Origin of the sequence: Mycobacterium sp. E3198, from assembly GCF_001667015.1 — a bacterium.
Lineage (GTDB): Bacteria > Actinomycetota > Actinomycetes > Mycobacteriales > Mycobacteriaceae > Mycobacterium.
Genome location: NZ_LZIS01000250.1, coordinates 1 through 13993, shown reverse-complemented (window position 1 = coordinate 13993; position 13993 = coordinate 1). Strand labels below are relative to the sequence as shown.

At 69.7% G+C, this 13993-nt stretch carries 16 protein-coding genes and 1 pseudogene; 8 read left to right on the top strand and 9 right to left on the bottom strand.

Going from position 1 to position 13993, the window contains the following annotated elements; all coding sequences use genetic code 11:
- Positions 1 to 22: 22 nt before the first annotated feature.
- Complete coding sequence (locus A5673_RS25715) at positions 23 to 346, top strand: putative quinol monooxygenase (protein ID WP_068239109.1); 324 nt, start codon at positions 23 to 25, stop codon at positions 344 to 346.
- Here A5673_RS25715 and A5673_RS25710 read toward each other — a convergent pair.
- The 3 genes from A5673_RS25710 to A5673_RS25700 are packed head-to-tail and all read right to left on the bottom strand — an operon-like array spanning position 343 to position 2216.
- The gene (locus A5673_RS25710; protein WP_068239101.1) at positions 343 to 1023 is read right to left on the bottom strand and encodes a guanylate cyclase; all 681 of its coding nucleotides are present in this window, start codon (positions 1021 to 1023) and stop codon (positions 343 to 345) included. The two genes, A5673_RS25715 and A5673_RS25710, sit on opposite strands and share 4 nt — an antisense overlap.
- A 10-nt stretch (positions 1024 to 1033) precedes the next feature.
- Positions 1034 to 1405: a carboxymuconolactone decarboxylase family protein gene (locus A5673_RS25705; protein ID WP_068239099.1), complete on the bottom strand. Its 372-nt coding sequence runs from the start codon at positions 1403 to 1405 to the stop codon at positions 1034 to 1036.
- Between the two features lie 13 nt (positions 1406 to 1418).
- On the bottom strand, positions 1419 to 2216 hold the full coding sequence (locus A5673_RS25700) for an SDR family oxidoreductase (protein WP_068239096.1): 798 nt from the start codon (positions 2214 to 2216) through the stop codon (positions 1419 to 1421).
- Between the two features lie 21 nt (positions 2217 to 2237).
- Between A5673_RS25700 and A5673_RS25695 the strand changes: the two genes are divergently transcribed.
- Positions 2238 to 2447, top strand: coding sequence for a hypothetical protein (locus tag A5673_RS25695; protein WP_068239093.1), 210 nt, complete (start codon positions 2238 to 2240; stop codon positions 2445 to 2447).
- On the opposite strand, the gene A5673_RS25690 is transcribed toward A5673_RS25695, so the two are convergent.
- Positions 2399 to 3232, bottom strand: a complete 834-nt coding sequence (locus A5673_RS25690) for an adenylate/guanylate cyclase domain-containing protein (RefSeq protein ID WP_068239091.1) — start codon at positions 3230 to 3232, stop codon at positions 2399 to 2401. The genes A5673_RS25695 and A5673_RS25690 overlap by 49 nt on opposite strands.
- 103 nt (positions 3233 to 3335) lie before the next feature.
- Here A5673_RS25690 and A5673_RS25685 point away from each other — a divergent pair, with 103 nt between their 5' ends.
- Both A5673_RS25685 and gnd read left to right on the top strand, forming a co-directional pair.
- Positions 3336 to 4742, top strand: coding sequence for a glucose-6-phosphate dehydrogenase (locus A5673_RS25685; protein WP_068239106.1), 1407 nt, complete (start codon positions 3336 to 3338; stop codon positions 4740 to 4742).
- Positions 4743 to 4756: 14 nt separating this feature from the next.
- Positions 4757 to 5779 carry a phosphogluconate dehydrogenase (NAD(+)-dependent, decarboxylating) gene (gene gnd / locus A5673_RS25680; RefSeq protein ID WP_068239089.1) on the top strand — a complete coding sequence of 341 codons (1023 nt, stop codon included), beginning with the start codon at positions 4757 to 4759 and terminating at the stop codon, positions 5777 to 5779.
- 86 nt (positions 5780 to 5865) lie between these two features.
- Here gnd and A5673_RS25675 read toward each other — a convergent pair whose 3' ends face one another.
- Positions 5866 to 6732 (bottom strand): alpha/beta fold hydrolase, encoded by an 867-nt coding sequence (locus A5673_RS25675; protein WP_068239082.1) that lies wholly within the window; start codon positions 6730 to 6732, stop codon positions 5866 to 5868.
- Positions 6733 to 6777: 45 nt separating this feature from the next.
- Complete coding sequence (locus A5673_RS25670) at positions 6778 to 7920, bottom strand: amidohydrolase family protein (RefSeq protein WP_068239079.1); 1143 nt, start codon at positions 7918 to 7920, stop codon at positions 6778 to 6780.
- 120 nt (positions 7921 to 8040) lie between these two features.
- Here A5673_RS25670 and A5673_RS25665 point away from each other — a divergent pair, with 120 nt between their 5' ends.
- The gene (locus A5673_RS25665; protein ID WP_068239077.1) at positions 8041 to 8523 is read left to right on the top strand and encodes a VOC family protein; all 483 of its coding nucleotides are present in this window, start codon (positions 8041 to 8043) and stop codon (positions 8521 to 8523) included.
- On the opposite strand, the gene A5673_RS25660 is transcribed toward A5673_RS25665, so the two are convergent.
- Positions 8513 to 9100, bottom strand: coding sequence for a TetR/AcrR family transcriptional regulator (locus tag A5673_RS25660; protein WP_068239072.1), 588 nt, complete (start codon positions 9098 to 9100; stop codon positions 8513 to 8515). The genes A5673_RS25665 and A5673_RS25660 overlap by 11 nt on opposite strands.
- A gap of 173 nt (positions 9101 to 9273) precedes the next feature.
- On the opposite strand from A5673_RS25660, the gene A5673_RS25655 reads away from it, so the two are divergent.
- Entirely contained in the window at positions 9274 to 10182 is a 909-nt protein-coding gene (locus A5673_RS25655) for an alpha/beta fold hydrolase (RefSeq protein WP_068239064.1), read from the top strand.
- 4 nt (positions 10183 to 10186) lie between these two features.
- Positions 10187 to 11428, top strand: coding sequence for a WS/DGAT domain-containing protein (locus A5673_RS25650; RefSeq protein ID WP_068239061.1), 1242 nt, complete (start codon positions 10187 to 10189; stop codon positions 11426 to 11428).
- A 3-nt stretch (positions 11429 to 11431) separates the two neighbouring features.
- Here the strand turns inward: A5673_RS25650 and A5673_RS25645 are convergent, their stop codons facing one another.
- Entirely contained in the window at positions 11432 to 12037 is a 606-nt protein-coding gene (locus A5673_RS25645) for a hypothetical protein (RefSeq protein ID WP_068239058.1), read from the bottom strand.
- Positions 12034 to 13611: pseudogene (locus A5673_RS25640) on the bottom strand (pyruvate, phosphate dikinase); the annotation flags it as partial. The pseudogene A5673_RS25640 and the gene A5673_RS25645, both read right to left, overlap by 4 nt.
- A 197-nt stretch (positions 13612 to 13808) precedes the next feature.
- On the opposite strand from A5673_RS25640, the gene A5673_RS25635 reads away from it, so the two are divergent.
- Positions 13809 to 13993: DoxX family protein (locus tag A5673_RS25635; RefSeq protein ID WP_156748636.1), on the top strand; the 185-nt coding region annotated here is incomplete at its 3' end.

Below are 13993 nucleotides of genomic sequence, written 5' to 3'. Positions count from 1 at the left end.
CCATCCGGTGGCCGGGGAGACGGTGGAGCTGACCGGCCTGGACGCCGACGGCCTGTTGGATTCGTCGCTGCGCTGGCCGGAGCTGGTGTCCGCGTTCACGGCCGCCACTCGCGCCGAGGAGGGCAACCTCTGGTTCGAGTGGTCGCGCAGCCTGGACAACCCGGCCGAGTACGTTCTCGTGGAGGCCTTCCGGGACGACGACGCGGGCGGCATCCACGTCAACAGCGACCACTTCAAGCGGGCGATGCGGGAGCTCCCGCAGGCGCTGACGTCCACGCCCAAGATCATCAACCAGACCATCGACGGCATGGGCTGGTCGGAGCTGGGCGAGATGTCGGTCGATTAACCGGCGACGACGGCGATTTCGTCGCCCAGCCGGTACCCCGGGGCCAGCGGGAGCACGTCACCGCTCCAGAACTTCCCCGGGTCAAACCAATTCGTGTCCTTGTCCGTGTCGAGCAAGCCCATTTCCTCGTAGGTGATCGCCACCGTCTCCGCGCAATACGCCGTCTCCAGGCTCATCTTGCGCGCTTGCCGACGTCGCTGGGATTGCTCGCGAACCTTCCTGTCCACCAACGGGATTCCGCGCACCCAGTCGTACGCGGTCGGCAGCCGGCCGCGAAACCACCGCCCGGTCAGCCGGGCGGTGGTGGGGAAGGCGGTGCCGTCCATCCGCGCAATGACCCGCAGCAGCTTGTTCTCCTGCTCGCGGGTGGCATACGGCGTCAGCTGGCGCAGCCAGCACCGCTGCCCGTAGCGCTCCATCCATTGCCGCACCGCCTCGCGAAGGTCGTTGAGCTGCACGCCGCGGTGGTTGGTGCCGGTCCACACGTCCACCAGTTTGTCGCCCAGTTCGGCGTGCCAGATCAACGGGGGCAGGTCGTCGATGGCCACGGTCATGCCGACGTGATTCACCGGACTGTTCGTCAAGGTCTGGATCGCGCGGTCGGGTCGCGAACGGCCGCGGAACAGCCACAGGTCTCCGGTCCGCGTCTCTTCCAGCGCCTGGTCCAGTGTCAGCATTCAAGCCAGCCTACGAGCGCCGAAGGACTTCGCGTGCGACCCTGCGCGCGTTGACGGCCGCCGGGTAACCGGCATAGCCCGTCATGTGGTAGATCACCTCTTCGATCTCCTCGAGGCTCAACCCGTTGTGCAGGGCGATCTGGAAATGGAGCTTGAGCTCGTCGCTGGCCCGCAGGGCGATGAGCGCGCCCAGGGTGACCAGGCTCCGCGAGCGCCGATCGAGGCCGGGGCGCGTCCACAGGGCGCCGAAAACGTGATCGAGGCTCATGTCACCGAGTTCGTCGGCAAGGCCGCCATCGCTCAGTCCGGTGGCGCCGTCCGGGACGACGCCGGGCAACATCTCCTTGAGCGCATCCAGTCCGCGGGCGCGGGTGTCAGCCATCGCTGTCTGCCTTTCATTTTCGTGGTTCACGGGAGATCTGGTAGTCGATGTATGCGTCCCAGTCGTCGACGCGGCGGCGCAACTCGTCGACGACACCGGAGTGGGTGGGCACGAGGAATCGGTTGCGCAGGATCGCGTCGGCGACCAGCTCGCCGACGGGCGCGGGGTCGAGCAACTCGAACTGTTCACCGGGAATCCGCAGCGGCGCCCCGCCTCCGAACGTCGGCACGACGGCGGCGATGTTGGTCAGCACCGGCCCCGGGCACAGCAGGGTGACGCCGATGTTCTTGGGCCGCAGATAAATTGCCAGGCCCTCGCTAATCTGCACGATGGCGGCCTTGGTGGCGGCGTACGGCAGCCGGTCGTAGGAGTAGGTGAAAAGCCCGGCGAAGGAGGCGGTGTTGACCACATGCCCGCTGCCCTGGTCGAGCAGCAGCGGCAGGAAGGCGGCGTTGCTGCGCACCACCGACATCAGGTTGACGTCGAGGATGCGTTGCCACTCGGCGACCGGAATGTCTTGGGGCAGGCCGTTCGTCAGCACTCCGACGTTGTTCACCACGATGTCGACCCGGCCGAATCGCCGCAGCGCGGCGTCCCGAACCCCCTCGAAGGCAACCGGATCCGAGACGTCGGCGCGCTGCAGGAGCACGCCGGCCTCGGTGAGATCGGCGGCGACGGCCGTCAGGCGGGCGTCGTCGATGTCGACGGCCACGATGTGCGCGCCGCGGCCGGCGAGCGCGCCGGCGATAGCGCGGCCGATGCCGCTGCCCGCCCCGGTGACGACGGCGACCTTGCCGCGAAGGGTTTCCATAGCGGTAATAGCCTGTCAACCATGCGCAGCGTTTGGAAGTGGATCGGCCTGGCCGGTGTGGCCGGCGTCGTCGCCGGGGGAGTGCTGGTGGCCCGCGACCAGCGCAAGCGACGCGCGTACACCGCCGACGAGATCCGCGCGCGGCTGCATCAGCGGCTGGCCGAATCCGACGGGGAGGGGTTTCAGTCCGCGTCGGGGTCGGCCTCGGGTTCGACGGCGAACAAGCGGTAGCTGCCCGAGAAACCTTTCAGCTCGACGTCGCGGCCCTCGTCGAATCGAATGCCGTCACAGTCGGTGACGGCGTCGCGCACCGGTTCGCTCACCAGGATCTGGCCGCCGACGGCCTCGGCGGCGACCCGCGCGGCCATCGCGACGTTGCGCCCGAACAGGTCGTCGCCGCGTCGCACCGAGCGGCCCATGTGGATTCCGATGCGCACCCGAATGTCCTCGCCCCGCTTGCGTTTTGCGTCCTTGTGCAGCGCCTGCTGGACGTCGATGCCGCACCGCACCGCCTCTTCGGCGCGCGCGAAGGCGATCATGTAGCCGTCCCCCTGGCTTTTCACCACGTGTCCCGACCGCTGCTTCACGAGTCCCGAAATCAGCTTGTCGTGCGAGCCGATCAGCCTGACCCAGGCGCGGTCGCCGATCCGTTCGTTGAGCGCGGTCGACTCCTCGATGTCGGAGAACAGGATCACCACCCGGCCATCTGGGGTGACGCGGGCCAGGTCGGGACGCTCCACCTCCGCCCAGTCGGCGAGGTCCTCGATCGAGCTGCGCACCGCGGCGCCGAAGCCCTCCTTGCGCATCAGGTTGGCCGCGTTCCACACCCGCTTGACGGCCTCGCGGCCGCCCGACAGCAGCTGGGTGCGCGCGTCGGTCCGGTGCTGCAACTCCTCGATCTCGCGGCGGGCGCGCACCAGCAGGACCGACAGAACGGCGATCGCGCCGGCTTCGATCGCGGCGATCCCGGCCAGGACGTAGAGCGCGATGTGCAGGAGGTCACCCACGCTTGGCATCCTGCCAAAGGCCGGGTCGGCTTCGGGTTGTCGGGCCCAAATGCAATGTTTAGGGTTGAGCACGGGTTGCCGCGGGTAGCGAATCTCGAGGGAGGTGCGCGTCTTGGCCGACGGTGAGAGTTCGTCGAATCTGCTGGTGATCTTCGGTATTACCGGCGATTTGGCCCGCAAGATGACGTACCGAGCCCTGTACCGGCTCGAGTCGCGCGGCCTGCTCAAGTGCCCGATCATCGGTGTGGCCAGTGACGACATGTCGGTCGAGCAACTGGCCAAGCGGGCGCGCGATGCCATCAAGGTTTCCGGCGAGGACCTCGACGACGCGGTGTTCGACCGGCTGGCGGGCCGGCTGTCCTACCTGCACGGCGACGTCACCGATCCCGCGCTGTACCGAGAGCTCGCCCAGCGGATCGGCGAGGACCGCCGCCCGCTTTACTACCTCGAGATGCCGCCGTCGCTGTTCGCGCCGATCGTCGAAAACCTCGCGAAGGTCGACCTGCTGGAGTGCGCGCGCGTCGCGGTGGAAAAGCCATTCGGCCACGACCTCGCCTCCGCGCGCGACCTGAACTCCCGGCTGCGCGCGGTGCTGGACGAGGACCAAATCCTGCGCGTGGACCACTTTTTGGGCAAGCAGCCCGTCGAAGAACTGCAATACCTGCGCTTCGCCAACAACGGCCTCGCCAAGGTGTGGGATCGCGACAGCATCTCCGAAATCCACATCACCATGGCCGAGGACTTCGGGGTCGAGGACCGCGGCAAGTTCTACGACGCGGTGGGCGCGCTGCGCGACGTGGTGCAGAACCACCTGCTGCAGGTGCTCGCGCTGGTCGCGATGGAGCCGCCGGTCGGCCCGACCGACGACGACCTGAACGACAAGAAGGCCGAGGTGTTCCGGGCCATGCCGGCGCTGGACCCGGAGCGCTGCGTGCGTGGGCAGTACCGCGGCTACACCGACGTCGCCGGGGTGGCCAAGGATTCGCAGACCGAGACCTACATCGCGCTGCGGACCGAAATCGACAACTGGCGCTGGGCCGGCGTGCCGATCTTCCTGCGCGCCGGCAAGGCGCTGCCCGAGCGGGTCACCGAGGTCCGGATGTTCCTGCATCACGTGCCCGGGTTTTCGTTTCTGCCCAACCGCCGTCCGCCCGACCCCAATCAGATCGTGCTGCGCATCGACCCCGACCCGGGGATGCGCCTGCAGCTGTCGGCCCAGGTCGGCAACTCGTGGCACGACGTTCACCTCGATTCGTCCTTCGCCGAAGACCTCGGTGAAGCGGTGCGGCCCTACGAACGGCTCCTGTACGCCGCGTTCCTCGGGGATCGCCAGCTCTTCGCCCGAGAGGACGCCATCGAGCAAACCTGGCGGATCGTGCAGCCGGTGCTGGACAGGCCGGGCCGCATCCATCACTACGACCCGGGCTCCTGGGGACCGGAAGCCGCGCAATCGCTGTTGCACGGCCACCGCAGTTGGCAGGAGCCGTGGCTGCCCCACGCCAAGCAGACGAAAGAATAAGGAGACGAGACACGATGCAGCTAGGGATGATCGGCTTGGGCCGCATGGGCGCCAATATCGTGCGGCGGGTCGCCAAGGGCGGCCACGAATGCGTGGTCTACGACCGCAGCCCCGACGCGGTGCAGGCGATGGCCGGCGAGGACAACACGACCGGGGTGTCGTCGCTGCGGGAGCTCGCCGAGAAACTCGCCACCCCGCGGGTGGTCTGGGTGATGGTGCCGGCCGGGACCATCACCACCGGAGTGATCGACGAACTGGCCAAAACGCTGGAGCCCGGGGACATCGTCATCGACGGCGGGAACTCCTACTACCGCGACGACATCACGCACGCAAAGACATTATCGGAGAACGGCATTCGCCTGCTGGACTGTGGCACCAGCGGCGGGGTGTGGGGCCGCGAACGCGGCTACTGCCTGATGATCGGCGGCGACACCGACGCGTTCGAGCGCGCCGAGCCGATCTTCGCCACCGTCGCGCCCGGGGTGGACGCGGCGCCACGCACCCCGGGCCGCGACGGCGCCATCGCGCAAGCGGAAAACGGCTATCTGCACTGCGGCCCGTCCGGGGCGGGGCACTTCGTGAAGATGGTGCACAACGGGATCGAGTACGGCATGATGGCCTCGCTCGCGGAGGGGCTGAACATCCTGCGCAACGCCGACATCGGCAAGCACATCCAGCAGGGGGACGCCGAAACGGCGCCGCTGTCGAATCCGGAGTTTTATCAATACGATTTCGACATCCCCGACGTCGCCGAGGTGTGGCGCCGCGGCAGCGTGATCGGCTCGTGGCTGCTGGACCTGACCGCGATCGCGCTGCACGAATCGCCCGAGCTGAAGGAGTTCTCCGGGCGGGTCTCGGATTCCGGGGAGGGCCGGTGGACCGCCATCGCGGCAATCGACGAGGGCGTCCCGTCGCCGGTGCTGACGACCGCGCTGCAGTCCCGCTTCGCCTCGCGTTCACTCGACGACTTCGCCAACAAGGCGCTGTCTGCGATGCGCAAGCAGTTCGGCGGGCACGCCGAGAAACCGGCTAACTAACCTCGCTCGAGGGTGCCGAGCAGACGCAAAATCGCACGATCGAGCCAGGGAAAATGCGATTTTGCGTCTGCTCACGCCATCCAGAGTTAGCTCCGCTCGACGAAGGCGACGACGGCCTCGCTGAACGCGTCGTTGTCGTCGCCGGCCGCGGTATGCCCGGCGTTGGACAGCTCGACGAACTCGGCGCGCGGCACCTGCGTCAGGAAGTGCTCGACGCCCTCGGGGCTGACGACGTCGGACAGCTTGCCCCGAATCAGCAGGACCGGGATCGTCAGGTTGGTCGCGGCGTGCTCGAACTTTTCGGTGCGCAGCTCCGGGTCGTCGCCGGGCTTGGTCATGAACGCCGGGTCCCAGTGCCAATACCAGCGCCCGTCGCGCAGCCGCAGGTTCTTTTTCAGCCCCTCGGGGCTGCGGGGCTTCTTCCGGTACGGCAGGTAGGCGGCGACGGCGTCGGCGGCCTGCTCGAGCGTTTCGAACCCGTCGAGGCCGCTGAACATGAAATCGCGGATGCGGGCGCTGCCGCCCTTCTCGAATCGGGGCACGACGTCGACGAGCACCAGTTTGGTCACCCGGTCGGGGCCGGCCCGGTCGGCGGCGAGGATGCCGGTCAGCCCGCCCATGCTGGCGCCGATGATCGCCACCGGCCGGCCGATGGCGTCCAACACGCGGATGACGTCGGCGGTCAGCGTCTCGACGTCGTAGTCGGCGTCGGGCGCGCGGTCGCTGTCGCCGTGGCCCCGGGAGTCCAGTGCCACGACGTGAAACCCGTCGTCGGCCAGGATCTGGCCCGTGTTTTTCCAGGAAAACCGGTTCTGGCCGCCGCCGTGCAACATCAGGATGGTGGGCCGGTCGGCCGCCCCGGCCGCGCCGCGATTCCACTCGTCGGCGACGAGGGTGATCCCGTTGTGGCCGGAAAACTCGACCGTCTCATTGGTGCTGCTCACGGCGCTCACGGGGGTCCTCTTTCGTAGATCGCCCCTCGACGTTACCTAGGCAAGCTATTCACCGCGGACCTGGGCCCCCGGTGGCAGGGGCGCGTCGGGAAAAAGCTCGGCGAAGCTGCCGAACAGGACGCGGTCTCGGGTCTTGGCGTCAACGCCGTCGAACAGCTGGTGCAGCGTCGCCTGGGTGTGGCCGAAGGTCCCCTCGATGTGCGGATAGTCGCTGCCCCACAACACGTTTCTGAAACCCATCGCCGTCACCGCGGCGACGGCCGAGGAGTCGTGCTGAAACGACGCGTACACCTGCGAGTAGATGATTTCGCGCGGGCTGCGGGAGAGCTTGGGCCGCACCACCATTGCGTGCTGCCGATAGCCCTCCTCCATCCGGTCGGCGATGAACGGCGCCCAGGTGGCACCGCCCTCCGACACCAGCACCCTGAGTTCGGGGTGCCGATCCAGGGCGCCGGACGCGACCAGCTTCACCACCGCGCGCTGCCCGCCGAACGACGTCTCGGTGTAGTTCAGCACCGCGCCGCCCGGGCCGTGATACGTCACGCCGATCGAGTCGCCCGCGGCGAAATCGATTGGCTCGGTGCCGATGTGGAACGCGATCACCAAGCCGGCGCCCTCGGCGGCCGCCCAGAATGGCTCCCACTCCTCGCGGTGGTAGTCGCGCTGGGCCGGATGGGGTGTCACCGGGAGGAACACCGCCTTGAATCCCATTGCGGCGCAACGGTTTAGCTCGGCGACGGCGTCGTCGATGTCCATGGTCGACACCTGCGCCGTCGGGATGAGCCGCGGCGACCGATCCATCAGGGCTTCCCTGGCCCAGTCGTTGGAGGCCCGCATCGCCTCGCGCAGCAGCTCGGGCGTGCGAAAAGAGCCGGACCACATGCCCAGGGACGGGAAGACCAATTCAGCCCAGATGCCTTCGTCGTCGAGGTCGGCCAGCCGCTTGTCGACGTCGCGCGAGCCCGCCGCGGCGACCGTGGCAGCCATGAACTCCTGCTGGGCCAGGCTGGGCAGGCGCCGCCGGAACACCTGGCCGTCGACGTGGATGGACTCCCACCGGCCGTCGGGGTCCTTCTCGGTCCGCGGCATCAGCTCGGCCAGCCGCCGCGGCAGCCGCGAGCGCCACAGGTCGTCCGGCTCGAGGAAGTGCGAGTCGCCCGAGTTGGCCCACAGCTTCGGGGCGGTCATCTCCCGAATATTAGAATTGCGTTCTATTACTGTCAATGATCTGTAGTGCCGCGATGAGTTCCCGCCGCCACCGCGGTCTATCACTGAGACCGCCCACCAACGAACGCCAAAGGAGTTGCCATGCCATCGATCACGCCGTCGCTGTGGTTCGACCACAACCTGGAGGAGGCGGCGGAGTTCTACACGTCGGTTTTCCCGAACTCGCGGATCGAGGGCTTCAACCGGACCACCGAGGCCGGCCCGGGGGAGCCGGGAACGGTCCTGTCGGGCAGTTTCGTGCTGGACGGCACCCGGTTCATCGGGATCAACGGTGGGCCGCACTTTTCGTTCAGCGAGGCGGTGTCCTTCACGATTCACTGCAAGGACCAGGACGAGGTCGACTATTACTGGGAGCGGTTGACCGACGGCGGCGAGGAATCGCAGTGCGGCTGGTGCAAGGACCGCTTCGGCCTGAGCTGGCAGATCGTCCCCGACCGACTCTACGAGCTGATCGGCGACCCGGACCGCGCACGCGCGGCCGCGGCCACGCAGGCGATGTACGGCATGCGCAAGATCGTCGTGGCCGACCTGGAGCGGGCCGTCGCCGGCGAGCTCACTCGGTAAGCCGGCCGATCCACTCGAGGGTGGCGTCGGTGATGGCCGGCACCTCGTCGGGGTCCTCGCACGCCGCGACCATCAGCGACGACTCGGCCATGGTCGCCACCAGGATGCGGCTCAGGAGTTGTCCGCGCACCGATGTGTCCAGCTGAAGCACCGCCATCCAGCGGCGGAAGGCGGCCTGCATGCGGTCGCGGCGGGCGACCTCGAACCCCGGCGGCGTGTCCCCGGACGTCAGCACCCGGGCCAGCCGCCGGTTCTCCCACATCGCCTCGAGGTAGGCCCGCACATGCAATTCGAAGACGCGCCGCGGGTCGGCCGCAGCACCGGCCTGCCGCATCGCCTCGTCGATGCGGCGATCGACGGCAGTGGCCATCCGTTCGAAGATCGCCAAAAACAGCTCGTTCTTGCCGCCGAAGTGGTGGTAGATGCTGCCGACGCTGGCGCCCGAACCGGCGACTACGTCGGCCATCGTCGCGGCGGTGAATCCCCTGGTCGCGAAGACGTCGGTGGCGGCGTCGAGGATCCGCTGCTGGGTGGCGCCGGTCTTGGCCCACCGGCGGGCCGGCGTTGCGGTCGCCATACCCAGACGCTATCAGTAGGGCGCGTTGGGTGCGAAAAATGTTGCCGCCGTGGTGATCTGGTGACTTCGGCGGTGCGGTCGGCGCCCCTCGAGTGAACAGGCGTTAGGTTGGTCGGTGCGGACCCCCGCCGATGAGGGAGTGAACATGGCTGAAGACACCGAGCGAGCCCCCGATGGGTGGTGAACCGGGCTGGCTCGACGTGCCCGGCCCGGCCGGGGATCTGAAGGCCCTGACGTGGGGGCCGCCGGACGCGCCGATCGCGCTGTGCCTGCACGGCTTCCCCGACACCGCCTACGGATGGCGCAAGCTCGCCCCGCGGCTCGTCGAGTCGGGGTGGCGGGTCGTCGCGCCGTTCATGCGGGGGTACGCACCGTCGGCGCTTCCCGCGGACGGCGATTTTCACGTCGGCGCGTTGATGGACGACGCCCTGCGGGTGCGCTCGGCCGCCGGCGGCACCGAGCGCGACGTCGTGATCGGCCACGACTGGGGCGCGATCGCCGCGACCGGCCTGGCCGCGATGCCCGACAGCCCGTTCGCCAAGGCCGTGATCATGTCGGTGCCCGTCTCCGCGGGCTTTCGCCGGCGCGGCAGCGCGACCGACCGGCTGCGGCTGCTCGGTCACCTGCCGCCGCAGCTGGTGCGCAGCTGGTACATCCTGTACTTCCAATTGCCTTGGCTGCCGGAACGTTCCGCGTCCTGGGTGCTGCCGCTGCTGTGGCGACGATGGTCGCCGGGCTATCGCGCCGACGAGGACCTGCGCCACGTCGACGCGGCCATCGGCACCCCCGAGAGCTGGCGGGCGGCGCTGGGAACGTACCGGGCCACGATCCGCCACCCGCGGCCGCCGGCGGAGTATGCCGACCTGAACCGGCTGTGGACCCAGGAACCCCTGCTGCCGTGCCTGTATCTGCACGGGCGCGACGACGGTTGCATGACATCGGCTTTCACCCGCTGGACGGAAAAGGCGCTGCCGGCGGGGAGCGAGGTCGCCATCGTCGAGCACGCCGGGCATTTTTTGCAGCTCGAACAGCCGGACAAGGTCGCCAACCTGGTGTTGACGTTCGTCGGCTCACCCGGCTGAAACCATGGCGGCGCAACGAATGGCCGCGGTCGATGCGCAGTTCTACTGGATGTCGGCCAAAATCCCCAGCGACGAGTTCTTGCTGTACGCGTTCGACGGCGAACCGGCGGATTGCGCGGGTGCCCTCGAGCGGGTGTGCGCGCGGGCGCGCGCGTGCCCCGACCTGGCGATGCGGGTCGCCGACCGCGGCCGGCTGGCCTATCCGCGGTGGGTGCCGGCCGGCCCCGGGCCCGAGTGGGTGGCCCGCCACGACCTGGCCGACCCCGGCTGGCGCGAGTGCCTGGCAGCCGTCGTCGCCCTCGCCGATGACCAGCTGGACGCTCGGGCGATGCCGTGGCGGCTGCACGTGTTCACGCCCGTGTTCGGCGTCCCGGGCGTTTCCGGGCCGGGCAGCGTCGCGGTCCTGCAGGTCGCGCATCCGCTGGCCGACGGCGCCCGTGCCTCGGCGCTGGCGGCCTGGCTGTTCGGGCGGGCGGCCCCGGTGCCCAGCCTGGCGCCGCCGTCGGCGGGGTTCTTGCCCTGGCGGGCCGTCGAGGCGGCGCGCGCCCATCGCCGGCTGGTCCGCGACACCGACGCCGGGCTGCTGGCGCCGGGGGCCGGGTCGCGGCCGCCACAACCCACCAACGCCCGGCCCGGTGGCGCCCGGTCGGTGCGGACACTGGTGCGGCGCCGTTCCCAACTGCGCGGGCCGACGGTCACCGTCGGGGTGCTGGCGGCGGTGTCCGCGGCGTTGTCCACATTGCTCGGCGGCGGGTCCGACACGCTGGGCGCCGAGGTTCCGATGGCCAAACCCGGTGCGCCGCGGGCGCATAACCACTTCGGGAACGTGGTCGTCGGGCTGCACCCCGAACTGGGCTTCGATGCCCGGGTTGAGCGGATCGCGGCCGATCTGGCGAATGGGCGGCGGCGCTTCGACCACCCGGCCACGCGAGCGGCCGACCGGGCCTTCGCCGCGGTGCCCGCCGCGCTATTGCGTTGGGGTGTTGCCCAATTCGACCCTGCCGTCCGGCCCACGCAGGTGGCCGGCAACACCGTGGTGTCCAGCGTCAACCGCGGGGCCGCCGATCTGAGCTTCGGGGGAGCGCGGGTGGTGCTGACGGCCGGATACCCGGCGCTGTCGCCGGCGATGGGGCTGACCCATGGGGTGCACGGCATCGGCGACACGATAGCGATCAGCGTGCACGCCGCCGAGTCGGCCATCCCCGACATCGACGCCTATGTCGAGCTGCTCGACGCGGCGCTGTGAAAGCTATTGCGCGTCGTCGGATCTTTCGGCCTCCGTGCGGGTCAGCCCGACGGCGCCGATCAGCTCCTCGTGCAGTTCGAACCACACGGTGTGGTAGGAGTCGATGAGCGGCCTGCTCAGCCAGGCGGTGTCGCCGGCTTTGATGTTGTCCAGCGCGGCAAGGAGTTTCGTCGCGTAGGCGCCCAACCGCGGCAACTGGGCGGCGGCCGCCTCGATGATCGGCACCACCCGCGCGTGCACCCGGTCGAGGCGGGCCAGCACCGCGGCGTCGTACTCGGCGTCGTCGTGGGCGTTGGGCGCGCCGCCCTTGACTTGCCAATCGGTGACCAGCGACTTGAACTCGGTGTTCACCGGGCGAAAGTCGGCATAAGCGGCGGCCATCGCGCCCGAGTCGAGCCCGCGGCGCTCCTCGGCGAGCAACGCCTCGAGCCGGGCGCGGCCGCCGGGGCTGATCCGCAGCGCCGCGTCGTCGACCAGCAGCCCCGCCGCGGTGAGCCGCTCGACGACGTCAGCGACGTCGCCGGGATCCCGGCCCAGGGTCGCGGCCAGCTCGGTGGGACGCACCCGGCCCTTCAGCCGGACCGCCTGCAGCACCGCCAGTTCGGTCATGAGTGTGCCTGCAGCCGTAGCGCTTTCAGCATGATGGTCAACGGGGTGCTGGAAACCACGTCCGTACGCCCGTCATCGAGGGCCGCGCGCACCGCGGCATCGGAGGTGTCGTCCAGCCTCGGGTGTTCGCCGGTGGTATGCGCGCGCAGCGGGCTGATGCGCCGGGCGATGCCGGCGAGCTCGCGCAGCTCCGGCGTGTCGCTCTCCGACCAGGCCGACGGGCTCAGATCGCCCTCGCGCACTTCGCCTTCGTAGCCGTCGACGGTGACCTGCTTGCCGGCCAGCGCCGCGGCGGCGCCGCGACCGCAGCCCACCACGGCCACCCGGCCGAGTTCGCGGCTGACCACCGCCGCGTGGCTGGCGGCGCCGCCGACCTCGGTGACGATGCCCTGGGCGGCGAGCATCCCCAGGACGTCCTCGGGCCGGGTGTGGTCGCGCACCAGGATGACGCGCTCGCCCCGGTCGGCCGCGGCCAGCGCCTCGTCGACATCGGTGTAGGCCCTGCCCGATGCCACGCCGGGGCAGGCCGGCAGGCCCTTGGCCAAAAGCGATGCGGCCAAACGTGTTTCGGGCTGCAAGGCGGGCGACAACAAAGCCTCGACGTGCGCCGGCGTCACCCGGCGCAGCGCCTCGGCGTCGTCGATCAGCCCCTCGCCGCGCAGTCGCAGGGCCAGCCGCACCGCGGCCTGCGCCGAGAGCTCGGCCGCCCGCGTCTGCAGCAGCCACAGCGTGCCGCCGTCGACGGTGAACTCGACCTCCTGGATGTCCGCCGCGAGCCGCTCCAGGCCGCGGGCGGCCTCCGTCAGCTCGTCGTAGACGGCCGGTTGCTCGTCCCGCAGCGCCGCGATCGGCGCGACGTCGACCAGTCCCGACACGACGTCGTCGCCCTGGCCGCCGGGCAGCCATTCGCCGAAGGGCTCGTCGGCGCCCGTGATGGGATTGCGCGAAAAGAACACGCCCGCACCGGAGTTAGGGCCGCGGTTGCCGAACACCATCGCCTGCACGACGACCGCGGTGCCGCGCCCGTCGTCGAGGCCGTAGTGGGCGCGGTAGGCGAGCGCGCGGGGCGAATCCCACGAGGCGAACACCGCCTCGACGCCGCCGCGCAGTTGCGCGTAGGGGTCGTCGGGCACGGGTTGCCCGACGACCCGCCCGTACATCGTCGCGAACCGCCGCCGGGTGTCGCGGGCGAACTGCGGGCCGCCCTCGAGGGCGAGCGCCGCCTCGACGGCGTCGGTCATGCCCACGTCCAGGATGGTGTCCATCATCCCGGGCATCGAGTGGGTGGCTCCCGACCGCACGCTGACCAACAGCGGCCGCGGGCCGCGGCCGAACGTCCGTGCGGTTTCCGACTCCAGCCAGCGCATCCGGTCGAGCACCTCGTCCCAGATCGCGTCCATCGTCGCCGCGGGCTCGGCGAGGTAGTCGAGGCCCACCTCCGTGGTGATGCAGAACGCCGGGGGCACCGGCAGGTTCTGCCGGCGCATCGCGTCGATGCCGTGGCCCTTGTTGCCCAGCAGCGCGCGGGGGTGACCCGCGCGGCCGTCCAGTTCGACCACCGGATTGCTGCGGGTCGTGGTGTACCCCCTCGTCGTGCGGCCCGTCGGGACCTTCCCGACAGGCCCCGACGAGTATGTCAGTACCGCCCGCGCAGCAGCCCGAAACCGAAACTCACGCCGAACCCGCGCCGCCGGGTCAGCGGATCGATGCGGTCGATGAGGATGTCGCGCACCTTTCCGGATCGCGAGGGCTACCCGCTAGGTTTGCACCTATGAATGTGTACGACGTCGGGTTACTGATCCTGCGGCTGGTGCTGGGACTGACGCTCGCCGCGCACGGCTTCAACAAGTTCTTCGGCGGCGGCCGCATACCGGGCACCGCGCGGTGGTTCGAGAGCATCGGCATGAAACCCGGCAAATTCCACGCCACCGTGGCCGCGACCACGGAGATGGCGGC

Excerpts from the sequence above, each read along its gene's own strand:
- A5673_RS25710 (WP_068239101.1), bottom strand. The coding sequence starts at position 1,023 with ATGCTGACACTGGACCAGGCGCTGGAAGAGACGCGGACCGGAGACCTG.
- A5673_RS25705 (WP_068239099.1), bottom strand. The coding sequence starts at position 1,405 with ATGGCTGACACCCGCGCCCGCGGACTGGATGCGCTCAAGGAGATGTTG.
- A5673_RS25700 (WP_068239096.1), bottom strand. The coding sequence starts at position 2,216 with ATGGAAACCCTTCGCGGCAAGGTCGCCGTCGTCACCGGGGCGGGCAGC.
- A5673_RS25695 (WP_068239093.1), top strand. The coding sequence starts at position 2,238 with ATGCGCAGCGTTTGGAAGTGGATCGGCCTGGCCGGTGTGGCCGGCGTC.
- A5673_RS25690 (WP_068239091.1), bottom strand. The coding sequence starts at position 3,232 with ATGCCAAGCGTGGGTGACCTCCTGCACATCGCGCTCTACGTCCTGGCC.
- gnd (WP_068239089.1), top strand. The coding sequence starts at position 4,757 with ATGCAGCTAGGGATGATCGGCTTGGGCCGCATGGGCGCCAATATCGTG.
- A5673_RS25670 (WP_068239079.1), bottom strand. The coding sequence starts at position 7,920 with ATGACCGCCCCGAAGCTGTGGGCCAACTCGGGCGACTCGCACTTCCTC.
- A5673_RS25665 (WP_068239077.1), top strand. The coding sequence starts at position 8,041 with ATGCCATCGATCACGCCGTCGCTGTGGTTCGACCACAACCTGGAGGAG.
- A5673_RS25660 (WP_068239072.1), bottom strand. The coding sequence starts at position 9,100 with ATGGCGACCGCAACGCCGGCCCGCCGGTGGGCCAAGACCGGCGCCACC.
- A5673_RS25655 (WP_068239064.1), top strand. The coding sequence starts at position 9,274 with ATGGGTGGTGAACCGGGCTGGCTCGACGTGCCCGGCCCGGCCGGGGAT.
- A5673_RS25650 (WP_068239061.1), top strand. The coding sequence starts at position 10,187 with ATGGCGGCGCAACGAATGGCCGCGGTCGATGCGCAGTTCTACTGGATG.
- A5673_RS25645 (WP_068239058.1), bottom strand. The coding sequence starts at position 12,037 with ATGACCGAACTGGCGGTGCTGCAGGCGGTCCGGCTGAAGGGCCGGGTG.